Below are 23,629 nucleotides of genomic sequence, written 5' to 3' on the forward strand. Positions count from 1 at the left end.
CGCTCACCAGCCGAAGGTGCGGTCGACGGCGTCGAGCACCCGGTCGATGTCGGGCAGGTACTCCTCCTCCACCCGGGCGGCCGGGTAGGGGGTGTCGAAGCCGGTCACCCGCAGCACCGGAGCCTCCAGCGAGTAGAAGCACTCCTCGGTGATCCGTGCCGCGATCTCCGCGCCGAGTCCGACGTTGGACGGCGCCTCGTGCACCACCACGGCCCGGCCGGTGCGCCGCACCGACTCGTACGCCGCGGTCAGGTCCAGCGGGGAGATCGAGCGCAGGTCGATGACCTCCAGCTCACGGCCCTCCTCGGCGGCGGCGGTCGCCGCGTCCAGGCAGGTCCGCACCATCGGGCCGTACGCCAGCAGGGTCGCGTCTGCGCCGGGCCGGGCGACCCGGGAGGCGTGCAGCGGGTACGCGTCGGCCAGCGGCGCGTCCAGGTCGACCGGCCCCTTCTCCCAGTAGCGCCGCTTCGGCTCCAGGAAGACGATCGGATCGTCCGAGGCGATCGCCTGCTGGATCATCACGTACGCGTCCTGCGGGTTCGCGCAGGAGACCACCTTCAGGCCGGGGGTGTGCGAGAAGTACGCCTCCGGCGACTCGGAGTGGTGTTCGACCGCGCCGATGCCGCCGCCGAACGGGATCCGGATCACCATCGGGATCCGCAGCTTGCCGCCCGAGCGGTAGTGCATCTTCGCCACCTGCGACACGATCTGGTCGTAGGCCGGGTAGACGAAGCCGTCGAACTGGATCTCGCAGACCGGCCGGTACCCGCGAATGGCGAGGCCGACGGCGGTGCCGATGATTCCCGACTCGGCGAGCGGGGTGTCGATCACCCGCTGGTCGCCGAAGTCCTTCTGGAGCCCGTCGGTGATCCGGAAGACGCCGCCGAGCTTGCCGACGTCCTCACCCATGATCACGACCTTGGGGTCGTTCTCCAGGGCCCGCCGTAGCCCGGTGTTCAGGGCCTTGCCGATGGTGAGCGTCTCCGTGGCCATCAGTGGGCGCTCCCCTCGAACGACTCCATGTAGCGGCTGAACTTCGCGCGCTGCTCGTCCAGCAGCGGGGAACCGTTCGGGTAGACGTGGTCGAACATGGTGACCGGTTCCGGGTTCGGCATGGCCAGCACCCGCTCGCGCAGGTGCAGCGACTCGCGCCGGGCCTGCTCGTCGACCTCGGCGAAGAAGTCCGCGTCGACGATCTGCTGCTTGGTCAGGAAGGCCTTCATCCGGGCGATCGGGTCCTTGGCCTGCCACGCCTCGACCTCGCTGGCGATCCGGTAGCGGGTCGGGTCGTCGGAGGTGGTGTGTGCGCCCATCCGGTAGGTGTACGCCTCGATCAGGCTCGGCCCCTGCCCGTGCCGGGCGTTGTCCAGCGCGGTACGGGTCACCGCGTACGACGCGAGCACGTCGTTGCCGTCGACCCGTACGCCGGGGAAGCCGAAGCCGCCCGCCCGCCGGTAGAGCGGGACGCGGGTCTGCCGCTCCAGCGGCTCCGAGATTGCGTACTGGTTGTTCTGGCAGAAAAAGACGAGGGGGGAGTTGAAGACGCTCGCCCAGACGAAGGCCTCGTTCACGTCGCCCTGGCTGGTGGCGCCGTCGCCGAAGTAGGCGATCACAGCCTCGCCGTCGTCGGTGCCGGTCTTGCCGTCCATGGCGACACCCATGGCGTACCCGGTGGCGTGCAGGGTCTGCGCCCCGATCACGATCGTGTACATGTTGAACTTGAACTCGTTCGGGTCCCAACCGCCCTGGTCGACACCGCGGAACAGGCCGAGCGGCATGATCGGATCGATGCCCCGGCAGTAGAGAACGCCGTGCTCCCGGTAGGTCGGGAAGGCCATGTCCTGCGTGCGCAGCGCGCGGCCCGAGCCGACCTGCGCCGCCTCCTGGCCCAGGAGGCTGGCCCAGAGGCCCAGCTCGCCCTGGCGCTGCAGCGCGGTGGCCTCGGCGTCCAGCTTCCGTACCAGCACCAGGTCGCGGTAGAGCCCGCGGTACTCCTCGTCGGTGAAGTCGACGCTGTACACCGTGCCGTCCGGCCCGGCGACGCTGTCGATGCGCTCGCCTTCGGGGGTGAGCAACTGCACCAGTTCCGGGTCGCCGCCCGTGCCCTTCCTGGAACGGGGTGCCGCCCGCCTGCTGCGGGTGCTGACCCCGGGGTCGCCCTTTGCCATCCGTCTCTCCCTGTCATGTCTGCGTCGGCACCGGCTGGTCGCCCGGCCGCGCAAATCCTGCGCCGGCCCGGCGGTGCCGGACCGGTCCTGGCGGCCGCGCCTAGCCCCGGTGAGGGTTGCCGCGCGGCGTGAGCCGGATTCAGTTGGCCGAACCCGGATCGGGGAGCGCCGGCGTCCGCCGAGCCTGCCGCGGGGGGTGCGCGGAGACCGCGGCTGCGTTGCCGTCGTGCTCCATATTCGCAGAGGAGGTGAGTGGCCCCACAGTACGCCCGGCCTGCTCGACGAAGCCGGAGCGCTTCGCGGCCTTTGTCAACATCAGCACGTGGAGCACCCGACGACGATCCGGTGGTGGTTCGTCACCGTTCGGGTAGTTGCCCGTGCCGACACGCTGTAGGGATCTGGCGAACGGAGCGTCACTGGGTCAGGCTGATTCCCGCAGGATCGCCGTGATCGGGCCGGTTTGCCACACTCCGGGCCCGCCCCACCGTGTCGGTCCGTCCACTACCGACGACGAGGAGGCGCTTGGTGTCCGAGCCAGCCGATGGACCCGGTACGCCGCTGCTCGGGCGACACCGCGCCATCAACGGCGGTTACCGGCGGGTGGTGGGTACGCACCGCGCGCCCGGCTCCGCCGGTCCGTCCCGGGGCTACCTCTTCACCGTCGCGCTGCTGGCCGGCACCGCCTCGATGCCGATCCTCGCGGCGATCAGCGCCGGTTCCGCCACGGTCGGCAGCACAGCGTTGCCGGACAGCAGCACCCCGTTCATCCCGACGCCCTCCGTGGGGCCGGTGTTCGTCCCGCTGCCGGCCACCAGTCAGCCGCCCGCCAGGCCCACGACCAGCCCGTCAGAGGTGCGCGGCTGGTCGCCCGGCCCCGATCGGGCGGACCCGGACCGGAACGGACCGGCCGACGCCTGGGCCGGCACGGAGCCGACCCGGCGGCCCACGCCACCGGCGCCGCGTCCCACTCCGACCAGCCCACCGGGACCTTCGCGCCCACCGTCGCCGAGCCCGTCGCCGAGCCCGAGCACGTCACCGACCGACGGGCCGACCGCCAGTCCGTCGCCGTCCGGGTCGCCCTCGCCACCCACCTCGCTGCCCACCGAGGGCCCGGACGACTCGACGCACCCGGAGGATTCACCCGACCCCGCGGACTCACCTTCCCTGACCGCCCGCCCCCGGCCGTCCGCCGGCACCCACCCGTCCGCCGTTTCCCGTCCCACCCCGGTCATCGGTCCGCGTACCGCCGGTAGGAGTTCGGCCGCGTCGACCGCTCCCGTCATCCCGTCGTGCCGGGAACCGGCGAACGATTGTCCGCGCCGCTCGCCGTCTATACGGTGATGATCAGGCGCGGCCGGACCGCCCGGATGACGCACTTCGAGGAGACAGCGTGGACGGCGGTGCGGCCCCCGGTCCGGTCCCCGTGCCCCGGTCCGGTCCGGCGTTGCGGCTGGCCCGACTGATCACGGAGCTGACCGCACCCGCGGTGCTGGTCCCCGTACTGATGATCACTATCGGCTGGCACAGCACCCGGGGTGGCGTGGCCGGGCTGGGGTGGGCACTGCTCGCCGTCATCTTCGTGAGCGGCATTCCGTTCGCGTACATCGTCGGCGGGGTACGCCGAGGGCGGCTCACCGACCACCACGTCGGGCGGCCCGAACAGCGTCGCGTTCCGCTGCTCGTCGGTCTCTGCTCGGTGGTCGTCGGCCTGGTTCTGCTGGTCGGGCTCGGCGCGCCGCGCCCTGTGGTGGCGCTCGCCGTGGCCGGGGCGGTCGGCCTGGTGGTGGCGGTGACCGTAAGCCACTGGTGGAAGATGTCGATCCATTCGGCCGTCGCCGCCGGCGCCGTGGTGATCCTGGTCCTCACCTTCGGGGCCCGCCTGCTGGTCACCGCGCCGCTGCTGGCCCTGGTCGGCTGGTCCCGGGTGCGGCTGCTCGACCACACGGTGCCGCAGGTGCTCGTCGGTGCACTGGTGGGCGGCCTGGTCGCCGGGGTGGTCTTCGCCGCGCTGCGCTAGCGCCGGCGACCGGACTCCCGCCGCGTCGCCGGTCCCCACGTCGGAACTCGCCGGTCGGGCACCCCAGAACTGTCCGGCCCCCACGTCGGAACTTCCGGTCCGGCGCGTCGGAACTTCCGGCCCGGCGCGGTCCGGGCTGGCTCAGTCGGGCTCGATCAGGCGGTGGCGGTTCGCCTCGATCCAGGCGTTCAGCGCCACCGGGTCGTCCGGGTCCACGCCGTCGGCCATCAGCTCGGCCACCGCCGCGGTGGCCGGGCTGCGCCGCTCGCCGGTGCTGTAGAGCCGGGCGAACTCGGGCACCATCTCCTCGATCGCCTCGTCGGTCTGTGTCGCCGCGAGCGCCGGCAGGTCGCGCTGCCGGGCGGCGTACGCGGCCCAGGCGCGCAGCACCCGGGGCAGCATCGCGGCGTCGTCCATGTCCAGCACCGCGCGCCGGTGCACCCAGTCGAGCAGGAACAGCCCCGCGACCGCCGGGCTCCAGCGCAGCGGGTCGGCGTCCGGGAAGCTCGCCGCGTGGTCCAGCAGCAGGCCGAGGCAGAAGTGCAGCGAGGCCAGCTCGGGGCCGTCGATGGTGTCCAGCCCGGCTCGGGTGGCCTCCGGGGAGGCGAGGAAACGCCGAAGCAGGTCGGCCCGGTCGATGGCGGAGAGCGGCTCGGGCGCCCAGCGCCCGGGCGCGGGGGCAATGGGCAGCATCGCGAGCCGCGCGCCGGCCAGCGCCCGGTCGGTGGCGAGAGCGCCAGCGCTCGGCAGTTCGACGAGGTCGTCGGTGATCGCGAGGTGACGGATCACCTCGTCACGCATCCGGGCCGGGTCCTCCTCCCGGAACCAGGTCAGCTCGTCGGCCGCGCACATCTGCCGCACCTGCTCGAGGATCCGATCGGCCGGCCCGCCGACGTAGATGTCCTTGGTGATGCCGATGTTGTGGTCCACCAGTGCCACCAGCGCGTGCTCCTGGCCGCCGGCCGTGTCGTCGTACGCGAAGGTGGCCAGGTAGGAGGTCTGGTCCCCGTACACGTCGCCGTACGCCCAGGTGCCGGTGAGGTGCACCCGGCCGAGCTGCCCGGACCAGGCCGGCGCCTGGCTGCCCGGTCGGACCCGTTCGGCACCCTCGGCGTCGGGGACCAGGGCGGCGAAGACGGCCCGGATCGTGGTCGCCGCGGCGGTGCGCCGGCGGGCGGTGGCGGCGAGGAAGCCGGTGACGAACTCCCGGACAGCGGTGTTGCGGTCGCTCTCCGCGATGGCGTAGACGCTGCCGAGCAGCGCCGCGCCGAGCATCTCGGCGTCCAGGGCGTTGTCCAGCCGGGTCACGTCGCGGGCGGCGTGCAGGACGGTGTCGTACGGGGTCCGGGGAGGGGCCATGCGTCGACCCTACGCCCGTGCGGGGGTGGCGGGCAGCGGGTGGCGATAGGCGACGATCAGCGTCGGGTGGCGTCCCGGAGGGCATCCCGCGCCACGGCGTAGTCGGCGAGGACATCCCGGACCGGCGCCAACACGTACTCGTCGCCCACCGCGGTCACCGCTGCGGTGAGCCGCTGGTCGGCCCGTCGTCGGGCCCGGACGGCCCCCCAACGGACGACCGGTCGGGTCAGCGCCGCGAGCAGCAGACCGGCGAGCAGGCCGCCGAGCAGCAGCAGCGTCGGCACCGGCACCACGCCCACCATCGGGTGCTCCGGGTCGGGCAGGCCGAGCGCGCGCAGCACGTAGCCGAGCACCAGCCAACCCAGCCCGCCGAGCGCCGCCAGCGTCACCAGCCACTGCCCGGCCCCGACCAACCGCCACCAGAGGGGGCGGCGGGCCATGCCCAGGTCGGTGGCGGCCACCACCCGGTCCAGCGCGTCCGGCAGGTCGGTGAGGCGGGACCGGGCCGCGTCCGCCACCGCGTCCGGCCAGCCGGCGGGCAGCTCGGCCGCCGCGCGATCGGCCACCGCTCGGATCGCGAGACCGAGCGCGGAACGCTGTGCGGCGGTCGGGTCCGGCACTGAGGTCGCGGCCACCAGGCTCTCCGCCGGGTCGGTGGTCTCGCCGGGCCCGCCCGGCAGGTGCAGCCGACGCAACGGGTCGGGTCGCAGCCGCCGCCACCCACGGACCAGCGGCCACCCGGTGCTGGCGGCCGCGCGATGCCGGTACGCCTGCTGCACCGCCTCGGTCACCGCCGGCACCCCGGCCGTGCCGGCCAGCGCCCGGGTCAGCTCGCTGGCGGCGGCCTCGTCCGGGCCGGCCGTCGAGCGGTCGGAGCCGACCAACTCGTCCAGCCGCGCGACCACGATGTCCACATCACCGGCCAGGCGGCGCAGCGCCGCCTGGCGGTCGGTGACGGTCCGCTCCAGCGCCGCGCGCAGCTCCACGATGCCGCCGGGGTCGGTCGCGGTGGTGGCGAGCAGGGGTACGCCCTCCAGCCCGTCCTCGTCCAGCAGCCGACGCAGGTCGGCCAGGACCCGGGGAAGCTCGGCCGGGGAGAGCCGGTCGGCCTGGTTGAGCACGACCAGCGTGACGTCCCGGTGCCGGTGGAACTCGCCCAGGTAGCTCGTGTGGATCACACGGTCCGCGTACTTCTGCGGGTCGACCACCCAGACCACGAGGTCGACCAGACCGAGCAGACGATCCACCTCCAGCCGGTGGGACCACTGCACCGAGTCGAAGTCGGGCAGGTCCAGCAGAACCAGGCCGTGCAGCGCCGCCTCGTCGTCGGCGTCCAGGGCGCTCTCCCGTACGAACCGGTGCCGGGGCAGTACGCCGATCCAGTCGAGCAGCCGGGCCGCACCCTCCTGCGCGCCCCAGATGCAGGCGTGGGCGACCCCGGTCGTCGGGCGGCGCACCCCGACCGGAGAGAGATCCAGCCGGGCCAGCCCGTTGAAGAGGCTCGACTTGCCGCTGCCCGTCGCGCCGGCCAGGGCGACAACGGTGTGGTCGCGGGAGAGCGCCAGGCGGGTGCCGGCCCGCTCGACCAGCGTGTGCGCGGAGACGAGTCGACTGTCCGGCAGGTGCCCGTCCGCTGCGGCGAGGAAGCGGCGTACCGCGTCCAGGCGGGCGAGCAGCACGTCCGGGTCGACCCGCTGGTCGCCGCGGAACGCGTCGCGCATCCGGCCGACCACGTTGCTCACCGCGCGGACCTCCCGCTCGTGGCCGCCGGCTTCGCGGATCCCCTCATCGCGTCGGTAACTCCGTTCGCGGCCGCCGCGCCAGTCCTCGTGCTCACCCGGTCGGCCCTCCGGTGGTCAGTCCGCTGCGGCGGCGTGCGGTCTCCACCCGGTCGGCGGCGGCCCGCAGCGCGCCGGCGGTCTCCTCGTCGAGCCGGGCCGTTGCGCTCCGGGTCAGGTAGCGCGCGGCCTCGTCGTCCAGCAGCGTCCGCACCCGCTCCAGCAGGTCGGTCCGGGCCTTGGCGGCTAGCGTACGCACCGCCTGGTCGCCGAAGATCGCCTGGAGTACGGCCTGCGCGGCCACCGTGGTGCCGGCGCCGGTGGCGACCTCCAGCCCGGTCGGGATGAACGCGGTCGAGGCGAAGACGGCGATCATCACGGTCAGGCCGGTGACGTTCACCGCGTACGCGGCGGTGCGGGCCACGAAGCGCTTGTCGCTGCCCTGCGTCCGGACGAGCTCCAGCACCCCGCGCTGCCAGTCCCGGACCAGCCGTTCGGCCCGGGCGGGCAGGTCCTCGCCCGGGCGGGCCAGCGCCGGGTCGAGCAGCGCGGCCCCGGCCGGATGCGTCTTCCACCCGGTGTACGCCTGCTCGGCCGCCTCCGCGGCCACCCCGCGCAGCAGCGTGACCAGTTGCGACTCGATCGCGTTACGCAGCCCGGCGGCCGGTGCCGGACGGCCGGTGAGCGCGGCGACCATCCGGTCGCGCAGCTGTCCGACCCGGGCCTCCAGGGTGCGGAAGAACTCTCCGGTGCCGACGAACTCCTGCCAGCGGGCGAGCACCTCGCCGCGGAGCAGACGGCCGTCGCTCAACCCCTGCTCGACGGTGCGGTGCGCGCCCCGGTAAGCGGCCCGTACCCGCTCGTCGAGGGCGTCGGCGGCGGTGAGTTGTTCCTCGGCGGCGTCGGCGAGCCCCTCGACCGTCGGGTGCAGCGCGGCCAGCGCTCCGTCCAGGGTCTGCCGGACCACGGCGGCCCGGGCGTTCGCGTCGGCCGCCAGTCGGTTGAACCAGTCGGCCAGTGGGGTGGTGACCCGCTCCGGGAGCAACCCCTGGCCGTCGACCCGGGTCTCCGGCAGCACGAAGAGCGGCGCCTGGTCGAGCCCCTGCTCGGCGAGCATTTCCGACAGGTGGGCGGAAACCTCGTCGGCGGCCTCCGGGGGCACCCGGTCCAGCACCATGGCGATCACCGTGCCGCGGGCCCGGGCGCCACGTAGCAGCTCCCAGGGCACGGCGTCGGCGTAGCGGGCCGCGGTGGTGACGAAGAGCCACAGGTCGGCGGCGGCGAGCAGCTGACCGGCGAGTGCCCGGTTGGCGTCGACCACCGAGTCGATGTCCGGGGCGTCGAGGAAGGCGAGGCCGGCCGGGAGCGCCGGAGCGGTGACGATCTGGAGGGTACGGGGGTCCTCGCTCGGCTCGTTGCTACGCGTGAGGCCGGGCAGCAACTCGCCCTGCCGGAACCACGACGTGTCGGGTGGGCTGCACACCAGCACGGGTGACCGGGTGGTCGGGCGAAGCACGCCGGCGGCGCTCACCCGTGCCTTGACCAGGCTGTTGACCAAGGTCGACTTGCCGGCGCCGGTGGAGCCGCCGACGACCACGAGCAGGGGCGCGTCGAGCCGGGAGAGGCGGGGAAGCAGGTAGTCGTCGAGCTGGTCGGTGAGCGCGGCGCCGTCCCGCCGGGCCGGCTCGGCCGACGGCAGCGCCAACGGGAACCGGGCCGCCCCGATCGCGGCCCGCAGGGCCTGAAGAGCGGCGGGGAGGCTCTCGTCCCCCGGGTTGGCGGACGGATCAGCCGGGGCGTCCTGTGGGCCGGTGCGGGCTGCGACGGCGGGCGTGCCGGAGTGGCTGGCGGGGTCGCCGTGCGTCGTCACCGCTAAAGCGTGCCCGACCGACGCAACTCAAGACAACCGATCAGTAGCATCAGGGGTTGCGTCGGGTCGACTCAATGTCGACTTGACGTTCCGCGTGAGCGTGGCACTATTGAGTCAAGTTCACTCAACTTGTGGTGGGTGCGCTGCGGGCGGTGCCCGTCACCTGCTCAAACCTTAGAAGCGAGGAAGCGAAGATGGCACGTGCGGTCGGTATCGACCTCGGCACGACGAACTCCTGCGTCAGCGTTCTCGAGGGCGGTGAGCCCACCGTCATCGCCAACGCCGAGGGCTCGCGGACGACTCCGTCGATCGTCGCGTTCGCCCGCAACGGCGAGGTGCTCGTCGGTGAGGTCGCCAAGCGGCAGGCGGTGACGAACCCGGACCGGACCATCCGGTCGGTCAAGCGGGAGATCGGCACCAACTGGACCGTGGACATCGACGGCAAGAAGTACACGCCCCAGGAGATCTCCGCCCGGACGCTCATGAAGCTCAAGCGGGACGCCGAGGCGTACCTGGGTGAGCAGATCACCGACGCGGTGATCACCGTTCCGGCGTACTTCAACGACGGCCAGCGGCAGGCCACCAAGGAGGCCGGTGAGATCGCCGGCTTCAACGTGCTGCGGATCGTCAACGAGCCGACGGCGGCCGCCCTGGCGTACGGGCTGGACAAGGGCTCCAAGGAGCAAACCGTCCTGGTCTTCGACCTCGGTGGTGGCACCTTCGACGTCTCCCTGCTGGAGCTGGCCGAGGGCGTCATCGAGGTCAAGTCGACCAGCGGTGACAACAACCTCGGTGGCGACGACTGGGACCAGCGGGTCATCGACCACCTGGTGAAGACCTTCCGTGGCGAGCACGGCATCGACCTGTCCCAGGACAAGATGGCCATGCAGCGGCTCAAGGAGGCCGCCGAGAAGGCCAAGATCGAGCTGTCCGCCGCCACCACCACCAACATCAACCTGCCGTACATCACGGCCGGTGCGGCCGGCCCGCTGCACCTCGACGTGACGCTGAGCCGCGCCGAGTTCCAGCGGATGACGCAGGACCTGCTGGACCGCTGCAAGGGCCCGTTCGAGCAGGCCGTGAAGGACGCCGGGATCAAGGTCTCCGACGTCGACCACGTGATCCTGGTCGGCGGCTCGACCCGTATGCCGGCCGTCACCGACCTGGTCAAGCAGATGACCGGCCGTGACCCGAACAAGGGCGTCAACCCGGACGAGGTCGTCGCCGTCGGCGCCGCGCTGCAGGCCGGTGTGCTCAAGGGTGAGGTCAAGGACGTCCTGCTGCTCGACGTGACCCCGCTGAGCCTGGGCATCGAGACCAAGGGCGGCATCTTCACCAAGCTGATCGAGCGCAACACCACCATCCCGACGAAGCGCTCCGAGGTCTTCACCACGGCCGACGACAACCAGCCGTCGGTGCTGATCCAGGTCTTCCAGGGTGAGCGCGAGATCGCGGCCTACAACAAGAAGCTCGGCACCTTCGAGCTGACCGGCCTCCCCCCGGCGCCGCGTGGCGTGCCGCAGATCGAGGTCACCTTCGACATCGACGCGAACGGCATCGTGAACGTCCACGCGAAGGACCTCGGCACCGGCAAGGAGCAGAAGATGACGATCACCGGCGGCTCCTCGCTGCCGAAGGACGACATCGAGCGGATGCGCCGGGACGCCGAGGAGCACGCGGACGAGGACAAGCGTCGCCGCGACGAGGCCGAGACCCGCAACGTGGCCGAGGCGCTCCAGTGGCAGACCGAGAAGTTCCTCGCCGAGAGCGGCGACAAGCTGCCCGCGGAGAACCGTGACCAGCTCAACGAGGCCCTCGGTGAGCTGCGTAGCGCCCTCGGCGGCCAGGACATCGAGAAGATCAAGTCGGCGCACGAGCGGCTGGCGCAGGTGTCCCAGCAGGCCGGTTCGCTGCTCTACTCGCAGCAGCAGGCCGAGCAGGGGCAGGCGGGCGGCCAGGCCGGACCGGGCGAGGGTGCGACCGGCGCGGCCGGTGGCGCGCAGGCCGGCGGGGCCGACGACGTCGTCGACGCCGAGATCGTGGACGAGGACAAGAAGTGACGTTCCGCTCACGACACGGACTCACGGCGAAGGTGAGGTAGCCGCATGACGGAGAAGTCACGAGCCGCCGACCGGGGTGACACCGGGTCGACGACGGGTGGCTCCGCGTCCGCCGAGCCGGCAACCGGCGACGCGCCGCGGGTCGTCATCCGCAACAACCGGAAGATCAGCGAGCCCGCCGAGCCGGAGGGAACCGCTGCCGACGCCGGGACCGACGTCCCGGCCGAGGGGCTGATCGAGGACACCGAGATCGTCGTCGACGAGATCGAGGTTGAGGCCGGCACGGTCGACGGGGCCACCCCCGACGGCCCGCCGGTGGTCGACGCGCCTGCCGAGCCGGTGGACGCGGCGACCAGTTCGACCCTCGGCGCCGAGTTGGAGGCGCTGCGGGCCGACCTCGACGAGCGGACCCGGGACCTGCAGCGGGTGACGGCGGAGTACGCCAACTACCGCAAGCGGGTGGAGCGGGACCGGGCCACCGTCGCCGAGCAGGCGACCGGCTCCGTGCTCGCCGCCCTGCTGCCGATCCTCGACGACCTGGACCGGGCCCGGGAACACGGCGACCTGGTCGGACCGTTCGGATCAGTGGCGGAGCAGCTCACCACGGTGGTGGGGAAGCTCGGGTTGACCCCGTTCGGCGAACAGGGTGACCCGTTCGACCCGACTCGGCACGAAGCGGTGGCCCACCAGACCTCCGACGAGGTGACCGAGCCGACCTGCGTGCAGATCATGCGGCGCGGCTACCAGCTCGGTGAGCGGCTGCTGCGGCCGGCGTTGGTAGCGGTCGCGGACCCGGAATAGTGCCAAGCAGTGACCCGAGCGTCCCGCCCGCCGCCGCACGGCGGCGGGCGGGACGGACCGGTGGGGAGGGGGTGGACCGGTGAGTTCCAAGGACTGGATCGAGAAGGACTTCTACGCCGTGCTCGGCGTGGACAAGGCCGCCTCCGAGGACGAGATCAAGAAGGCGTACCGCAAGCTGGCCCGGGAGTCGCACCCGGACCACAACCCGGGTGATCCGTCGGCCGAGGAGCGGTTCAAGGCCGTGTCCGAGGCGTACAACGTGCTGTCGGATTCCGGCCGACGCCGGGAGTACGACGAGATGCGCTCGCTCTTCGGCTCGGGCGCGTTCCGCCGTAACGCGCAGGGCGCGGGCCAGCCGGGGGGTATGCCGTTCGACGTCTCCGACCTGTTCGGGGGTGCCGGCGGTGGCGGAGAAAACCGCTTCGGTGGTGGCGGCGCCGGCTTCTCCGACCTGTTCAGCTCAATCTTCTCCGGTGGGCCCGCCGGCCCGACCGCTCCGCGCGGCCCGGCCCCCGGGCGGGACGTGGAGACCGAGGTGGCGCTGGATTTCGGTGACGCGGTGCGGGGCGTGACCCTACCGCTCACCCTGCGCGCCCCCGGTGTCTGCGACACCTGCCACGGCAACGGGGCGAAGCCCGGAACCCAGCCTCGTACCTGCCCGGTCTGCCACGGCGCCGGGGTGACGACCCGCAACCAGGGGTCGTTCAGCTTCTCCGAGCCGTGCCGCAACTGCCAGGGTGTCGGCACTGTCGTCGAGGAGAAGTGCCCGGAGTGCCACGGCACCGGCGGCGTGACCAAGACCCGGACGATGAACGTCCGCTTCCCGGCCGGCGTGGCCGACGGTCAGCGGATCCGGTTGACCGGGCGAGGCGAACCGGGTGAGCGTGGTGGCCGGCCCGGCGACCTGTACGTGCAGGTGAAGGTGCGGCCTGACGAGATCTTCGGCCGCAGCGGCGACGACCTCACGCTCACCGTGCCGATCACGTTCGCGGAGGCCGTGCTCGGCACGGACCTGCGGGTGCCCACGCTCGACGGCGCGGTGACCCTGAGGGTCCCGCCAGGCACGCCCAGCGGGCGGATCCTGCGTGCTCGCGGCAAGGGCGTGGTCCGCCGCGATGGGCAAGCGGGCGATCTATTGGTGACACTGGATGTGGTGGTGCCCGCGCGGCTGTCGGACGAGGCGCGGGCGGCGCTGGAGACGTTCGCCGAGCAGACCCCGCCGGCGAGCCGGGAACACCTCGACGCGCGGGTGCGTCGAGTCAGTTGACGCGGACGCGGAGGTGAGCAGGATGTCGGGCGAGTACGCCGCTTCGTCGAGTGACCCTGCCTACGAGGCCAAGGTGCTGATGATCTCGGTCGCGGCGCGGATGGCGGGTATGCACCCGCAGACCCTGCGCCAGTACGACCGGCTCGGCCTGGTGCAGGCCGGGCGGGCGGCAGGGGGCGGCCGGCGGTACAGCGTCCGGGACGTGGTGCTGCTGCGCGAGGTGCAGCGGCTCAGCCAGGACGATGGCATCAACCTGGCCGGGGTCAAGCGCATCATCGGGCTGGAGCGGCTGCTCGAAGAGGCCCAGCAGCGGGTGGCCCGGCTCGAGGCGGAGCTGGACGCCGCGTACCACCGGATCGCCGAACTGGAGGCGCTGGCCCGCTTCCCGGGCCGCGACCTGGTGCCGACCAACCGCACCTCCACGGCGTTGGTGGTCTGGCGTCCCCGGCGGGGGCCCGACCGCTGATCTGCCCGTTGTCCGGAGCCCTGACGGCCCGGTCCGCTCGCCGGTTTTCCGGCGCGGGCCGGGCCGTTCCCGTTAGCCTGCGAATGAGGTCCTTTCCGCGCAAATCTGGACCTACCGGCATGGCAGGGGGGGCGATGACGGAGGCGGTGAAGCAGGTTGCGCAGCGAACGGAGGACCGGCTCGACAAGGTCGTCGAGACGGTCCGGGAGCAGTTCGGGGAACTCACCAAGCGGCGTTTCGCCGACCTGGCGAACCAGGGGCTCTTCGACGACCGGATCGACCAGGGGTCGGATCGGGAAAGAGCGGAGAGCCGCCAGGGAAAGCCGGGCGGGCCGGGCTGAGAACCGGACGCCGACGTGCGGGCCGGGAACCACGGGGGGTCCCGGCCCGTTCGCCCTGGGCAGGGCGGGCCGGGAAGCTGGGTGACCGTGCTGGGGGTCTCGGCGTGTTGGCGCTGGGCAGGGCGGGCCGGGAAGCTGGGTGACCGTGCTGGGGGTCTCGGCGTGTTGGCGCTGGGCAGGGCGGGCCGGGAAGCTGGTGGTCTTGCGGTCAACCCGTGCGGGGCGGCTTCAGGCGAGGCGCCGGTTCTCCCGGACCAGGCCGCCCTCGCACCAGTCGCGGTACACGAAGAGTTCCGGCCGAGCCAGGAGCACGCGGCTGTTGTGCGCCCAGACTCGCATCAGTTCGTCGCCGTTCTTCTCGGCCTGCTCCACCAGCTTCCGGAAACGGCGCTTGGGGTGCGCCCGGAATTTCGTCCGGATGCCGTCGGCGGCGTAGATGTAGAGGCAGTGCAGGGCGAACCGGCGTGCCGGGCAGGACGGGTCCATGGCCAGGTCGAACAGTGTCGCCACCAGTCTGTCACCGGAGACCAGCAGGTCCCAGTCGGGCGGCATGGAGGCCAACGGCACGGAGTCGGGGCGGTAGGCCCAGGCGCGCAGCTCCGCAGGTGACGGGTCCACAGGGTTGGCGAAACCGTGGAACGTCGACTCCTGCACGCTCACCGGCCGACCCTCCAATCCTGCCCACAGTTGGCACGGCCGCCCGCGGATCTGGCTGCTGGGGCGACACGGTAACGCGGTACCGGTCAGTAGCGGTAGGCCCTCCAGGGAGCATTTGGTCAACCGTTGGCCGAGCCGGGCCGACCGTATGGCCGACCCGGCTCGGAGAGGCGTTGACCAGCGTCAGTCCGCGACCCGTGCCAGTTCCCGTCGCTGGGCCGTCGCCGCGCGGTGGCGCAGCCAGCGCTTGAACCACGGGAAGTCCGGCAGCCGGGCCAGCAGCGGGCCGGTCACCACGGTGACCAGCACGTACGCCGTGGCGAGGGCGGCCAACCGCGGTTCGACGCTGCCGGCCGAGACGGCGAGCCCGGCGATGACGATGGAGAACTCACCGCGGGGTACCAGTGCGAGACCGGCTCGCCAACGGCCGGGCTCGGCGATGCCGACCCGACGCGCGGCCAGGTAACCCGTGAGTGTCTTCGTCGCCATCGTGACGACCGCCAGACCGAGTGCCGGCAGCAGTACGGGTGGGATCTCCCGCGGGTCGGTCGTCAAACCGAAGAAGACGAAGAACACCGCTGCGAAGAGGTCCCGCAGTGGGGTCAGGAGTTCGGTGGCGTGATGCGCCACCGGCCCGGAGAGGGCGATACCGACCAGGAAGGCGCCGACGGCCGCCGACACCTGGAGTTCGGCGGCGAAGCCGGCCACCAGGAGCGTCAGGCCGAGCACTCCGAGCAGCAGCGCCTCGGCGTCCTTCGCGGACATGAGGGTGGAGATCACCCCGCCGAAGCGGATGGCGACCACCAGCACCACGAGGACGGTGGCGACCGCGATGGTGAGCGCGATGCCGCCACCCATCAGGCCGGCGCCCAGCAGCACGGCGGTGACCAGCGGCAGGTAGAGCGCCATGGCCAGGTCCTCGATCACCAGGACCGAGAGGATCACCGGGGTTTCCCGGTTACCGAGCCGGCCCAGGTCGCCGAGGACCTTGGCGATCACTCCTGATGAGGAGACCCAGGTGATGCCCGCCAAGACCAGGGCGGCCACCCAGTCCCAGCCGAGCAGCAGCGCGAACGCCGCCCCGGGCAGCGCGTTGAGCGCCGCGTCGATCAGACCGGCGGGGGCTGCCGAGCGGAGGTTGCCGACGAGTTCGTTGGCTGAGTACTCGAGGCCGAGCATCACCAGCAGCAGGATCACGCCGATCTCGGCGCCGACGGCGAAGAACTCCTCGCTGGCGTTCAGCGGCAGCAACCCACCGTGCCCGAACGCGAGCCCGGCGAGGAGGTACAGAGGGATGGGAGAGAGGCCGATCCGGCGGCTCAACCGGCCGAGCAGACCCAGCAGGAAAAGTAGCGCGCCGACCTCGATGAGCAGGGTGTTGGTCTCGTGCATACGCGCCTCAGCCGTCCGGGTCACTGTCGGCGAGGATGGCGGTCACTCCGTCGAGACCCTGGCGGGTCCCGACCACGACCACCACGTCACCGGCGGCGAAACGGAAGGCCGGGTCCGGCGAGACGTTCACCTCGCCCTGGCGGAGGACCGCCACGATCGAGGCTCCCGTCCGGGTGCGAGCCTTGGTGTCGCCGAGCCTCCGGTTGACGTACGAAGAGCCGGCCGGAATGAGGATCTGCTCGGTGAGCAGCCCGGCCGCCTGTTCGCGTAGTCCGGAGAGCTGACCGAGCATCAGCGACGCGCCGAGGATGTCGGCCAGCGCCTCCGCCTCGTCGTCGGTCAGCGGGATGTCAGCCTGACATGAATCAGGATCATCCGGGTCGTAAAGGACAAGGTCGCGACGACCGTTGCGGTGGGAGACCACGCCTACGCGGCGCCCGGATTCCGTCACGAGGTCATGACGTACGCCGATACCCGGCAGCGCGGTCTGTTCGACACGTACTCGCACCTGGTCAACGCTACCGCGTCCAGGGCCGTCGATTCCCATGGCGTTAACGTCGGCCGATGTCCGCACCTGACCGGCGGTCCCGACCGACCGCTCCGGGGTCGCCCGCCCCGGAGCGGTCACCGGCCGGCGGTGCGGTAGCGCTGGTATCGGTGCATGCTGAGCCCGCGGATGCCGGGCACGCCGTCGAAGATCCCGCGCCGGCCGCCGAACCTGGACCCGGCGATCGCCTCCTGGTGTGCCTCTTCGCTGGTCCACTCCGCGTAGAGGGTCACCCGTGCGCCGTCGAGGCTGAACAGCAGGTGCCCGCCGATGGCGCCCGGGTGCGCGTCTGCCCGGAATGCGGCAATTCTCTCCGCCGCCTGTCGCTGGAGTTCGTGGCCGTCGGTCGCGATGCTGATCAGCGCGACGCAGCCGGGGTGGGGCGCGTCGCCGGACGGGCTGCCCGGCGAGGTGGCGAGCCTGGAGACGATGGCGTCGAGATGTGTGACGCCGGAGTGGTGATCGCCGACCCCGTCCGCGGTGTCCCCTTCGACGACGTTGGCGACATGCCGCCGGTAGTCCGGTTCACTCGCCCATCGGCTGTAGAACATGACGAGGTGGCCGTCGGTGCTCAGCAGGCAGGTCACCGAGAGGCATCCCTCGGGCCAGGGCACGCGCCGCCATCGAGCCATTGCGCTGTCGGCGGTGGCGCGCTGGGCGTGGCGATCCGCGACCTGCCAGCGGCTGGTCACCACCACGCCTGGTCCGGAGGGAGCGGTGTCCGCGGATGCGGGAGCGAGCGGTTCCATGTGATCTCCTCTGATCGGTCCGGATGGAATCGGGGGTTGATCAGCCCAGGTACGGGGCGGTCGCCTTCGCGTCCCGCAGGGCATGGGCCCACCAGGTGAGCTGGTCGAGCAGGCTGTCGGCGGCCCGGTTGCACCCGTCCGGGCTCAGTGGTGACCCGTCGGCGTCGAACTGGCGCCAGGCATCGTGGAAGCTGACCGTTTCGCGAACGGTCACGGCGTGGAGTTCGGCGAACACGAGGCGAAGGGCCTCGACCGCCCGCAGCCCGCCGCTGATCCCGCCGTAGGAGACGAACCCGACCGGCTTGGCGTGCCACTGCTGGTGATGCCAGTCGATGACGTTCTTCAACGCTGCGGGAAAGCTGTGGTTGTACTCCGGTGTGACCACGACGAAAGCGTCGGCGGCGGAGAGCCGTGGGGTCAGGTTCCGCAGCGCGAGGACCGCTTCCGGTACGGGCGGCGCGCCGAACGCCGGCAGCGTCATCGGTAGGGCGACCGTGGCCAGGTCGATGACGTCGACGGTCAGGTCGTCGCGTTCATCGGCCTGACCTGCGAACCAGTTCGCCACGGTCGGGCCGAAGCGGCCCTGGCGAACGCTGCCGATTATGACCGCGAGCTGAAGTGGTTGACGGGTCATGGCGACTCCGGGATCTGTCGGTGAGCGGGTCACGGCTGTGCCCGGCCAACGCCAAGGCTGGTACCTACACAAATGTGGAGGTCAAGCTACGGTGCTCGGCGTGACGGATTCGGCGCCGACGAGCGCGCAGTTGCTGACCATCGGGGAGCTGTCCAGGCGTAGCGGCGTACCGCACACGGCCTTGCGGTTCTACGAACGGCAGGGACTCATCCACAGTCGGCGGACGGCCGGGAACCAGCGCCGTTACCACCGCGCCACCCTGCGCCGGATCGCGTTCATCCGGGCTTCCCAGCACACCGGTGTGCCGCTGGCGGTCATCCGCGAGGTGCTCGCCCTGCTGCCGGCCGATGCCCCACCGACGAAGGAGTTCTGGGAGCGGGCCTCGGAGTGCTGGAGCAGGGAGATCAACGAACGCATCGCGAGGCTGGAACGGATGCGTGACCGCTTCACCCGGTGCATCGGCTGCGGTTGCCTGTCGTTCGACGAGTGTGCCCTGGTCAATCCCGGTGATGCGCTCGCCGAACGGGGCCCGGGGCCGCACCGTCTGCTCAGGTCCTGAGCTCGACGGGCGCGGCCGCGTGGCGCCGTCGGTGGGCCGGCCGCCGCGGCGAGTGACAGGAGTCACACCTCCAGGGTTGAGCGGAATAGGCTCAACTCTGGTTGTGTCCTTCCTAGCGGACCTGTCGATCCGGGGGAGTCATGAACACGGAACGTCTCACCACCAAGAGCCGCGAAACCATCACCGGTGCCGTCGCGATGGCGAATCAGCGCGGTCACGCCACCGTGGAGCCCTGGCACCTGCTGTCGTCGCTGCTGGACACCGAGGGCTCGACCGCCGCCGGCCTGCTGCGCGCCGTCGGGGCCGACCCCGCCGAGCTGCGCCGGGCGGCCCAGCGCGCGGTCGACGCCCTGCCCGCCGCGCGCGGTTCCAGCATCGCCGAGCCGACGCTGGCCCGCGAGTTCGTCAACGCCATCGGCGCCGCCGAGCAGATCGCCCGCCCGCTGGGCGACGAGTACACCTCCACCGAGCATCTCCTGGCCGGCCTGGCCCGGGTCGGTGGCGCGGTCGCGAACGCGCTGAAGGCCGCCGGCGCCACCGAGGAGAACCTGGTCGCCGCCTTCCCGACCGTACGGGGCGGGGACCGACGAGTCACCACCGCCGACCCGGAGCAGACCTACCAGGCACTGGCCAAGTACGGCGTCGACCTGACCGCGAGCGCCCGCGAGGGGAAGATCGACCCGGTGATCGGCCGGGACTCGGAGATCCGGCGGGTCATTCAGGTGCTCTCCCGGCGTACCAAGAACAACCCGGTCCTGATCGGCGAGCCCGGCGTGGGCAAGACCGCGATCGTCGAGGGGCTCGCCCAGCGGATCGTCGCCGGTGACGTGCCGGAGTCGCTGCGGGACAAGAAGCTCGTCTCGCTCGACCTCGGCGCGATGGTCGCGGGCGCGCAGTACCGCGGGCAGTTCGAGGAGCGGCTGAAGTCGGTGCTCGAGGAGATCAAGAACTCCGACGGGCAGGTCATCACGTTCCTCGACGAGCTGCACACCGTCGTCGGCGCCGGCAAGGGCGAGGGGTCGATGGACGCCGGCAACATGCTCAAGCCGATGCTGGCCCGTGGTGAGCTGCGCATGGTAGGCGCGACCACCCTGGACGAGTACCGCGAGCACATCGAGAAGGACCCGGCGCTGGAGCGGCGTTTCCAGCCGGTGCTGGTCGGTGAGCCGACCATCGAGGACACCATCGGCATCCTGCGCGGGCTCAAGGAGCGCTACGAGGTGCACCACGGCGTACGGATCACCGACGCCGCGCTGGTTGCCGCCGCCACCCTCTCCGACCGCTACATCACCGACCGCTTCCTGCCGGACAAGGCGATCGACCTGGTCGACGAGTCGGCGTCGCGGCTCCGGATGGAGATCGACTCCCGTCCGGTCGAGGTGGACGAGATCGAGCGGGCGGTCCGGCGGCTGGAGATCGAGGAGATGGCGCTGGCGAAGGAGCCGGACGACGCCTCCGCCGAGCGGCTGGAGCGGTTGCGCCGGGAGCTGGCCGACAAGCGCGAACAGCTGACCGCGCTCTCCGACCGCTGGAAGCTGGAGAAGGGCCACATCACCAAGCTCTCGACCGCCAAGGAAGAGCTGGAGCGGCTGGGCGGCGAGGCCGAGCGGGCCGAGCGCGACGGCGAGCTGGAGCGCGCTGCCGAGCTGCGGTACGGCCGGATTCCGGCGCTGCAGGCCGAGCTGAAGCAGGCCGAGGGGGAGCTGGCCCGACTCCAGGCGGACGGCGCGATGCTCAAGGAGGAGGTCGGCGCGGACGACATCGCGGCCGTGGTCGCCTCCTGGACGGGCATCCCGGCCGGCCGGCTGTTGGAGGGTGAGACGGCCAAGCTGCTGCGGATGGAGGAGTCGCTCGGCGCGCGGGTGGTCGGCCAGCGCGAAGCGGTCGGCGCGGTCTCCGACGCGGTACGTCGGGCGCGGGCCGGCGTCGCCGACCCGGACCGGCCCACCGGCAGCTTCCTCTTCCTCGGGCCGACCGGTGTCGGCAAGACCGAGCTGGCCAAGGCGCTCGCCGAGTTCCTCTTCGACGACGAGCGGGCCATGGTTCGCATCGACATGAGCGAGTACGGCGAGAAGCACTCGGTCGCCCGCCTGGTCGGTGCCCCGCCCGGGTACGTCGGTTACGAGGAGGGTGGACAGCTCACCGAGGCGGTGCGTCGCCGGCCGTACTCGGTGATCCTGCTCGACGAGGTGGAGAAGGCCCACCCGGACGTCTTCGACATCCTGCTCCAGGTGCTCGACGACGGCCGGCTCACCGACGGCCAGGGCCGGACGGTCGACTTCCGCAACACGATCCTGATCCTCACGTCCAACCTCGGGTCTTCGGTGGTCAGCGATCTGACGCTCGTCGAGGAGCAGCGCCGGGAGGGCGTGCTGTCGGTGGTCCGCTCGCACTTCAAGCCGGAGTTCCTCAACCGGCTCGACGACGTGGTGGTCTTCGCCGCGCTGCGCGGGGAGGATCTGCGATCCATCGTGGACATCCAGCTGGTCCGGCTGCGGAACCGCCTCGCCGACCGCCGGTTGGCGCTGGACATCACCGACGGCGCTCGCGGTTGGCTGGCCGAGCACGGCTACGACCCGATCTACGGTGCCCGCCCGCTGCGTCGCCTGGTCCAGACCGCGATCGGCGACCAACTCGCCAAGGCTCTGCTGGCCGGTCAGATCCGCGACGGCCAGACGGTCAAGGTCGACCTGACCCCCACCGGGGACGCCCTGACCGTGACCTCGGCCTGACGACCACCCCTCACCCCTGATTCCGACAAGTCGATCACGAGGTTGGCGGCGGCTTCGATCTTCGGAAGCCCCGTCAACCTCTTGATCGTCGGAAGGGGGCGAGCCGATCGGGGGTGGGTGAGTGGGCTCGGGTGGGGTAAGGGTGTGGGTGTGGATGGAGCGGCGGAGAGTGGCGGCGCGATCGGGGACGCCATCGAGGAGTTGGCGGGGGCGGACACGCTCGCCTTCGGCGGGGTCGGGTTCGCGGGGGCGTTGCTGCCGGTCACCGAGGCGTACGGCATTGTCCAGACCGCCCTGGCCGAGCAGCCCGAGACCCTACGCGAGCAGCTCGATCGGCTGCTGACGCACGGCTCGCCGGCCGGCCGGGCCTACGCGGCGACGTTGCTGGAACGGGTCGACCCGCCGGCCGCGCGGGCGGCGTGGACCGCGATGAGCGGCGATCCGGGCGAGTTCAACACGTTCAGCGGCTGTCTCATGGGCCGCTCCTCCCTGGGCGAGTACGCCGCGAGCCGTCTCGCCGAGGCGTGAACCTCCGCGACCGGACTGCGCCCGACGGACACCGGGTGACTGGATGCTCACTCGGCCTGCGTCACGTTCAGCCTGGTGCACGGGGTTGTTACCGTTCGCGCCGACGTACCGGGGAGGGTGGTCGGTGAACGGGTCCGTGGCGTGGCTGGTGACGGCGGTGGGCTGCTTGGTCGGAGCCGTCGGAGTGGTGATCGCCGTCGTGGCGCTGCGTCGGTCCCGGAGCCGCCCACCCGAAGCCGCACCGACCGATCCGCTCCGGGACCACGACGCCGATGTGCTGCGCGGTGACCCGCGCCGGCTGCGCCCCGGCGACATCGTCGAGATCCGTCAGGTTTCATACCTGGTGCGGGGCACGATCCGTCTCGTCGAGGGCGGCTGGAGCTGGGTCGAGCACCTGCTCGACGACGCGCAGGGCGTACGGCGCTGGCTCTCCGTGGAGGAGGATCCAGAGCTGGAACTGGTGCTCTGGACCGCCGAGACCGGTGCCACCGTCACTCCCGGGGCACCGACCATCGACTTCGCCGACAGGCGATACAGCTGGAAAGAGTCCGGGCAGGCCCGGTTCACGGCCACCGGCACCACCGGCCTCGACCCGGCCGGCAGCATGCGGTACCACGACTACCAGGCACCGGGCGGGGCACGGCTCTCCTTCGAGGCTTACGGGGAAGCCGGCTGGGAGGTGGCGCGCGGCGAACTCCTGCACCGTACCGAGGTGATGATCTATCCGCAGGCCGGCGAGAACCGGAGCGGGGAGCACTGAGTGCTGGTCACCCTGGACGCCCCGTACGTCGACACCAGCGCGGCCGACCTCAGCCTGGCCCGCGACGACGTGGAGCGGCCCGCGCTGCACGTGCTCGACCTCGCCCTGCCCGGGCCGGTCCGACTCGAGCTGCGGCTGCTCGGCGCCTCGCACCAGGTGGTGCTGCGCGCAGGCGACAGCAGGCTGACCGAGACGGTGGCCTGCCTGCCCGGGCGACCACCCGAACTGCCGGCCACGGTGCTCGACGAGGCGACCGGCTACCGGTTCGTCGCGACGGTGCTCCGGCCACCCGACTCCGGCCTTCGTGACCGGGTCACCGCACTCCGCGCGGAGTTGGCCGACGACCGGCTCGCCCTGGTCGGTGTCTTCCCCGGTGACCCGGACGCGGTGACCGCGCTCGCGGTTCGTTCCGGGTTGCCCGGCGGCACGGTGGCCTGGCGGACCTGGCACGCCTATCCACAGACCAACGAGCTGGTCCTGACCGAGACGGTGGTGGCGCTGCGATGACGTACCGACGGTGGTTCGTGGTGGGTGCGGCCTTCGCGGTCATCGGCGCACTCGTCGCCGCCTTCGCCGTCTTCTACGGCAGTTTCTCCCCCCGCGGGTACGTCGAGGACCATTACAAGCGCGACGCCGGCCGGGACATCGGTCGGGAGGCGGTCGCCTACACCTCGGCCGGTACGCCCAGCCGGGTGGCGAAGGAGATCACCGACGCGTGGCAGCCGGCTGATCAGTACGTCGACGGCAGCGGGGTCTACCTGCGCTACGACGACGACTCGGTGGTGATCCTGCCGGCCGCCACCGGCTCGGTGATCCTCTTGGAAAACCTTCGGACCGCGTACCCGCGCTACCACTCCACGGTCGGCTCGTACTGGGGCTGGGGACGTGGCAGCACGGTCCGGGGCGGCGGCCCCGGCGCCGGCAAGTAGCGGTCGACCCAGTCC

General features: G+C 71.8%; 23 protein-coding genes. 12 read left to right on the forward strand and 11 right to left on the reverse strand.

The window, feature by feature from the left end:
* Positions 1 to 3: 3 nt before the first annotated feature.
* From ABZS42_RS01605 to ABZS42_RS01615, 3 genes are all read right to left on the reverse strand, one after another.
* Positions 4 to 993: an alpha-ketoacid dehydrogenase subunit beta gene (locus ABZS42_RS01605; RefSeq protein WP_355141429.1), complete on the reverse strand. Its 990-nt coding sequence runs from the start codon at positions 991 to 993 to the stop codon at positions 4 to 6.
* Positions 993 to 2,168, reverse strand: a complete 1,176-nt coding sequence (pdhA, locus tag ABZS42_RS01610; protein WP_355141431.1) for a pyruvate dehydrogenase (acetyl-transferring) E1 component subunit alpha — start codon at positions 2,166 to 2,168, stop codon at positions 993 to 995. The genes ABZS42_RS01605 and pdhA overlap by 1 nt, the downstream gene beginning before the upstream one ends.
* 815 nt (positions 2,169 to 2,983) lie before the next feature.
* Complete coding sequence (locus tag ABZS42_RS01615; RefSeq protein ID WP_355141433.1) at positions 2,984 to 3,451, reverse strand: hypothetical protein; 468 nt, start codon at positions 3,449 to 3,451, stop codon at positions 2,984 to 2,986.
* Positions 3,452 to 3,558: 107 nt separating this feature from the next.
* Here ABZS42_RS01615 and ABZS42_RS01620 point away from each other — a divergent pair, with 107 nt between their 5' ends.
* Entirely contained in the window at positions 3,559 to 4,185 is a 627-nt protein-coding gene (locus tag ABZS42_RS01620; protein WP_355141435.1) for a phosphatase PAP2 family protein, read from the forward strand.
* Between the two features lie 141 nt (positions 4,186 to 4,326).
* Here the strand turns inward: ABZS42_RS01620 and ABZS42_RS01625 are convergent, their stop codons facing one another.
* From ABZS42_RS01625 to ABZS42_RS01635, 3 genes are all read right to left on the reverse strand, one after another.
* Complete coding sequence (locus ABZS42_RS01625) at positions 4,327 to 5,544, reverse strand: hypothetical protein (RefSeq protein WP_355141437.1); 1,218 nt, start codon at positions 5,542 to 5,544, stop codon at positions 4,327 to 4,329.
* A 56-nt stretch (positions 5,545 to 5,600) separates the two neighbouring features.
* Complete coding sequence (locus tag ABZS42_RS01630) at positions 5,601 to 7,265, reverse strand: GTPase (RefSeq protein WP_355141892.1); 1,665 nt, start codon at positions 7,263 to 7,265, stop codon at positions 5,601 to 5,603.
* A 112-nt stretch (positions 7,266 to 7,377) separates the two neighbouring features.
* Positions 7,378 to 9,192, reverse strand: a complete 1,815-nt coding sequence (locus ABZS42_RS01635; RefSeq protein WP_355141439.1) for an ABC transporter — start codon at positions 9,190 to 9,192, stop codon at positions 7,378 to 7,380.
* Between the two features lie 194 nt (positions 9,193 to 9,386).
* Between ABZS42_RS01635 and dnaK the strand changes: the two genes are divergently transcribed.
* From dnaK to ABZS42_RS01660, 5 genes are all read left to right on the forward strand, one after another.
* Positions 9,387 to 11,252 (forward strand): molecular chaperone DnaK, encoded by a 1,866-nt coding sequence (dnaK, locus tag ABZS42_RS01640; protein ID WP_355141441.1) that lies wholly within the window; start codon positions 9,387 to 9,389, stop codon positions 11,250 to 11,252.
* A gap of 45 nt (positions 11,253 to 11,297) precedes the next feature.
* The gene (gene grpE, locus ABZS42_RS01645) at positions 11,298 to 12,053 is read left to right on the forward strand and encodes a nucleotide exchange factor GrpE (RefSeq protein ID WP_355141443.1); all 756 of its coding nucleotides are present in this window, start codon (positions 11,298 to 11,300) and stop codon (positions 12,051 to 12,053) included.
* Between the two features lie 79 nt (positions 12,054 to 12,132).
* Positions 12,133 to 13,320, forward strand: coding sequence for a molecular chaperone DnaJ (gene dnaJ / locus ABZS42_RS01650; protein ID WP_355141445.1), 1,188 nt, complete (start codon positions 12,133 to 12,135; stop codon positions 13,318 to 13,320).
* Positions 13,321 to 13,342: 22 nt separating this feature from the next.
* Positions 13,343 to 13,786, forward strand: a complete 444-nt coding sequence (locus tag ABZS42_RS01655; protein ID WP_355141447.1) for a MerR family transcriptional regulator — start codon at positions 13,343 to 13,345, stop codon at positions 13,784 to 13,786.
* Between the two features lie 134 nt (positions 13,787 to 13,920).
* Positions 13,921 to 14,127 carry a hypothetical protein gene (locus tag ABZS42_RS01660; RefSeq protein WP_355141449.1) on the forward strand — a complete coding sequence of 69 codons (207 nt, stop codon included), beginning with the start codon at positions 13,921 to 13,923 and terminating at the stop codon, positions 14,125 to 14,127.
* A gap of 228 nt (positions 14,128 to 14,355) precedes the next feature.
* On the opposite strand, the gene ABZS42_RS01665 is transcribed toward ABZS42_RS01660, so the two are convergent.
* The 5 genes from ABZS42_RS01665 to ABZS42_RS01685 all read right to left on the reverse strand — a co-directional run bounded on the left by ABZS42_RS01665 (position 14,356) and on the right by ABZS42_RS01685 (position 18,106).
* Positions 14,356 to 14,787 carry a hypothetical protein gene (locus ABZS42_RS01665; RefSeq protein ID WP_076468700.1) on the reverse strand — a complete coding sequence of 144 codons (432 nt, stop codon included), beginning with the start codon at positions 14,785 to 14,787 and terminating at the stop codon, positions 14,356 to 14,358.
* A 180-nt stretch (positions 14,788 to 14,967) separates the two neighbouring features.
* Positions 14,968 to 16,176 (reverse strand): cation:proton antiporter, encoded by a 1,209-nt coding sequence (locus ABZS42_RS01670; protein ID WP_355141894.1) that lies wholly within the window; start codon positions 16,174 to 16,176, stop codon positions 14,968 to 14,970.
* Positions 16,177 to 16,183: 7 nt separating this feature from the next.
* Entirely contained in the window at positions 16,184 to 16,684 is a 501-nt protein-coding gene (locus tag ABZS42_RS01675) for a TrkA C-terminal domain-containing protein (RefSeq protein ID WP_355141451.1), read from the reverse strand.
* A gap of 116 nt (positions 16,685 to 16,800) precedes the next feature.
* Positions 16,801 to 17,472, reverse strand: coding sequence for a hypothetical protein (locus ABZS42_RS01680; protein WP_355141453.1), 672 nt, complete (start codon positions 17,470 to 17,472; stop codon positions 16,801 to 16,803).
* Positions 17,473 to 17,512: 40 nt separating this feature from the next.
* Entirely contained in the window at positions 17,513 to 18,106 is a 594-nt protein-coding gene (locus tag ABZS42_RS01685; protein ID WP_355141455.1) for an NAD(P)H-dependent oxidoreductase, read from the reverse strand.
* A 100-nt stretch (positions 18,107 to 18,206) separates the two neighbouring features.
* Here ABZS42_RS01685 and soxR point away from each other — a divergent pair, with 100 nt between their 5' ends.
* The 6 genes from soxR (at position 18,207) to ABZS42_RS01715 (ending at position 23,614) form a co-directional block, all read left to right on the forward strand.
* Complete coding sequence (gene soxR, locus ABZS42_RS01690) at positions 18,207 to 18,665, forward strand: redox-sensitive transcriptional activator SoxR (protein WP_355141457.1); 459 nt, start codon at positions 18,207 to 18,209, stop codon at positions 18,663 to 18,665.
* 140 nt (positions 18,666 to 18,805) lie between these two features.
* On the forward strand, positions 18,806 to 21,397 hold the full coding sequence (gene clpB / locus ABZS42_RS01695; protein ID WP_355141459.1) for an ATP-dependent chaperone ClpB: 2,592 nt from the start codon (positions 18,806 to 18,808) through the stop codon (positions 21,395 to 21,397).
* Positions 21,398 to 21,547: 150 nt separating this feature from the next.
* Positions 21,548 to 21,925 (forward strand): hypothetical protein, encoded by a 378-nt coding sequence (locus ABZS42_RS01700; protein WP_355141461.1) that lies wholly within the window; start codon positions 21,548 to 21,550, stop codon positions 21,923 to 21,925.
* Positions 21,926 to 22,049: 124 nt separating this feature from the next.
* Positions 22,050 to 22,685 carry a DUF4178 domain-containing protein gene (locus ABZS42_RS01705; protein ID WP_355141463.1) on the forward strand — a complete coding sequence of 212 codons (636 nt, stop codon included), beginning with the start codon at positions 22,050 to 22,052 and terminating at the stop codon, positions 22,683 to 22,685.
* A complete protein-coding gene (locus ABZS42_RS01710) occupies positions 22,686 to 23,192 on the forward strand; it encodes a DUF2617 family protein (protein WP_355141465.1) in 507 nt (168 codons plus the stop codon).
* Positions 23,189 to 23,614 carry a DUF4247 domain-containing protein gene (locus ABZS42_RS01715; protein WP_350785504.1) on the forward strand — a complete coding sequence of 142 codons (426 nt, stop codon included), beginning with the start codon at positions 23,189 to 23,191 and terminating at the stop codon, positions 23,612 to 23,614. Before ABZS42_RS01710 ends, ABZS42_RS01715 begins: the two co-directional genes overlap by 4 nt.
* Positions 23,615 to 23,629: the final 15 nt, after the last annotated feature.

It is taken from the genome of Micromonospora sp. NPDC005367 (genome assembly GCF_040606825.1).
Taxonomy (GTDB): domain Bacteria; phylum Actinomycetota; class Actinomycetes; order Mycobacteriales; family Micromonosporaceae; genus Micromonospora.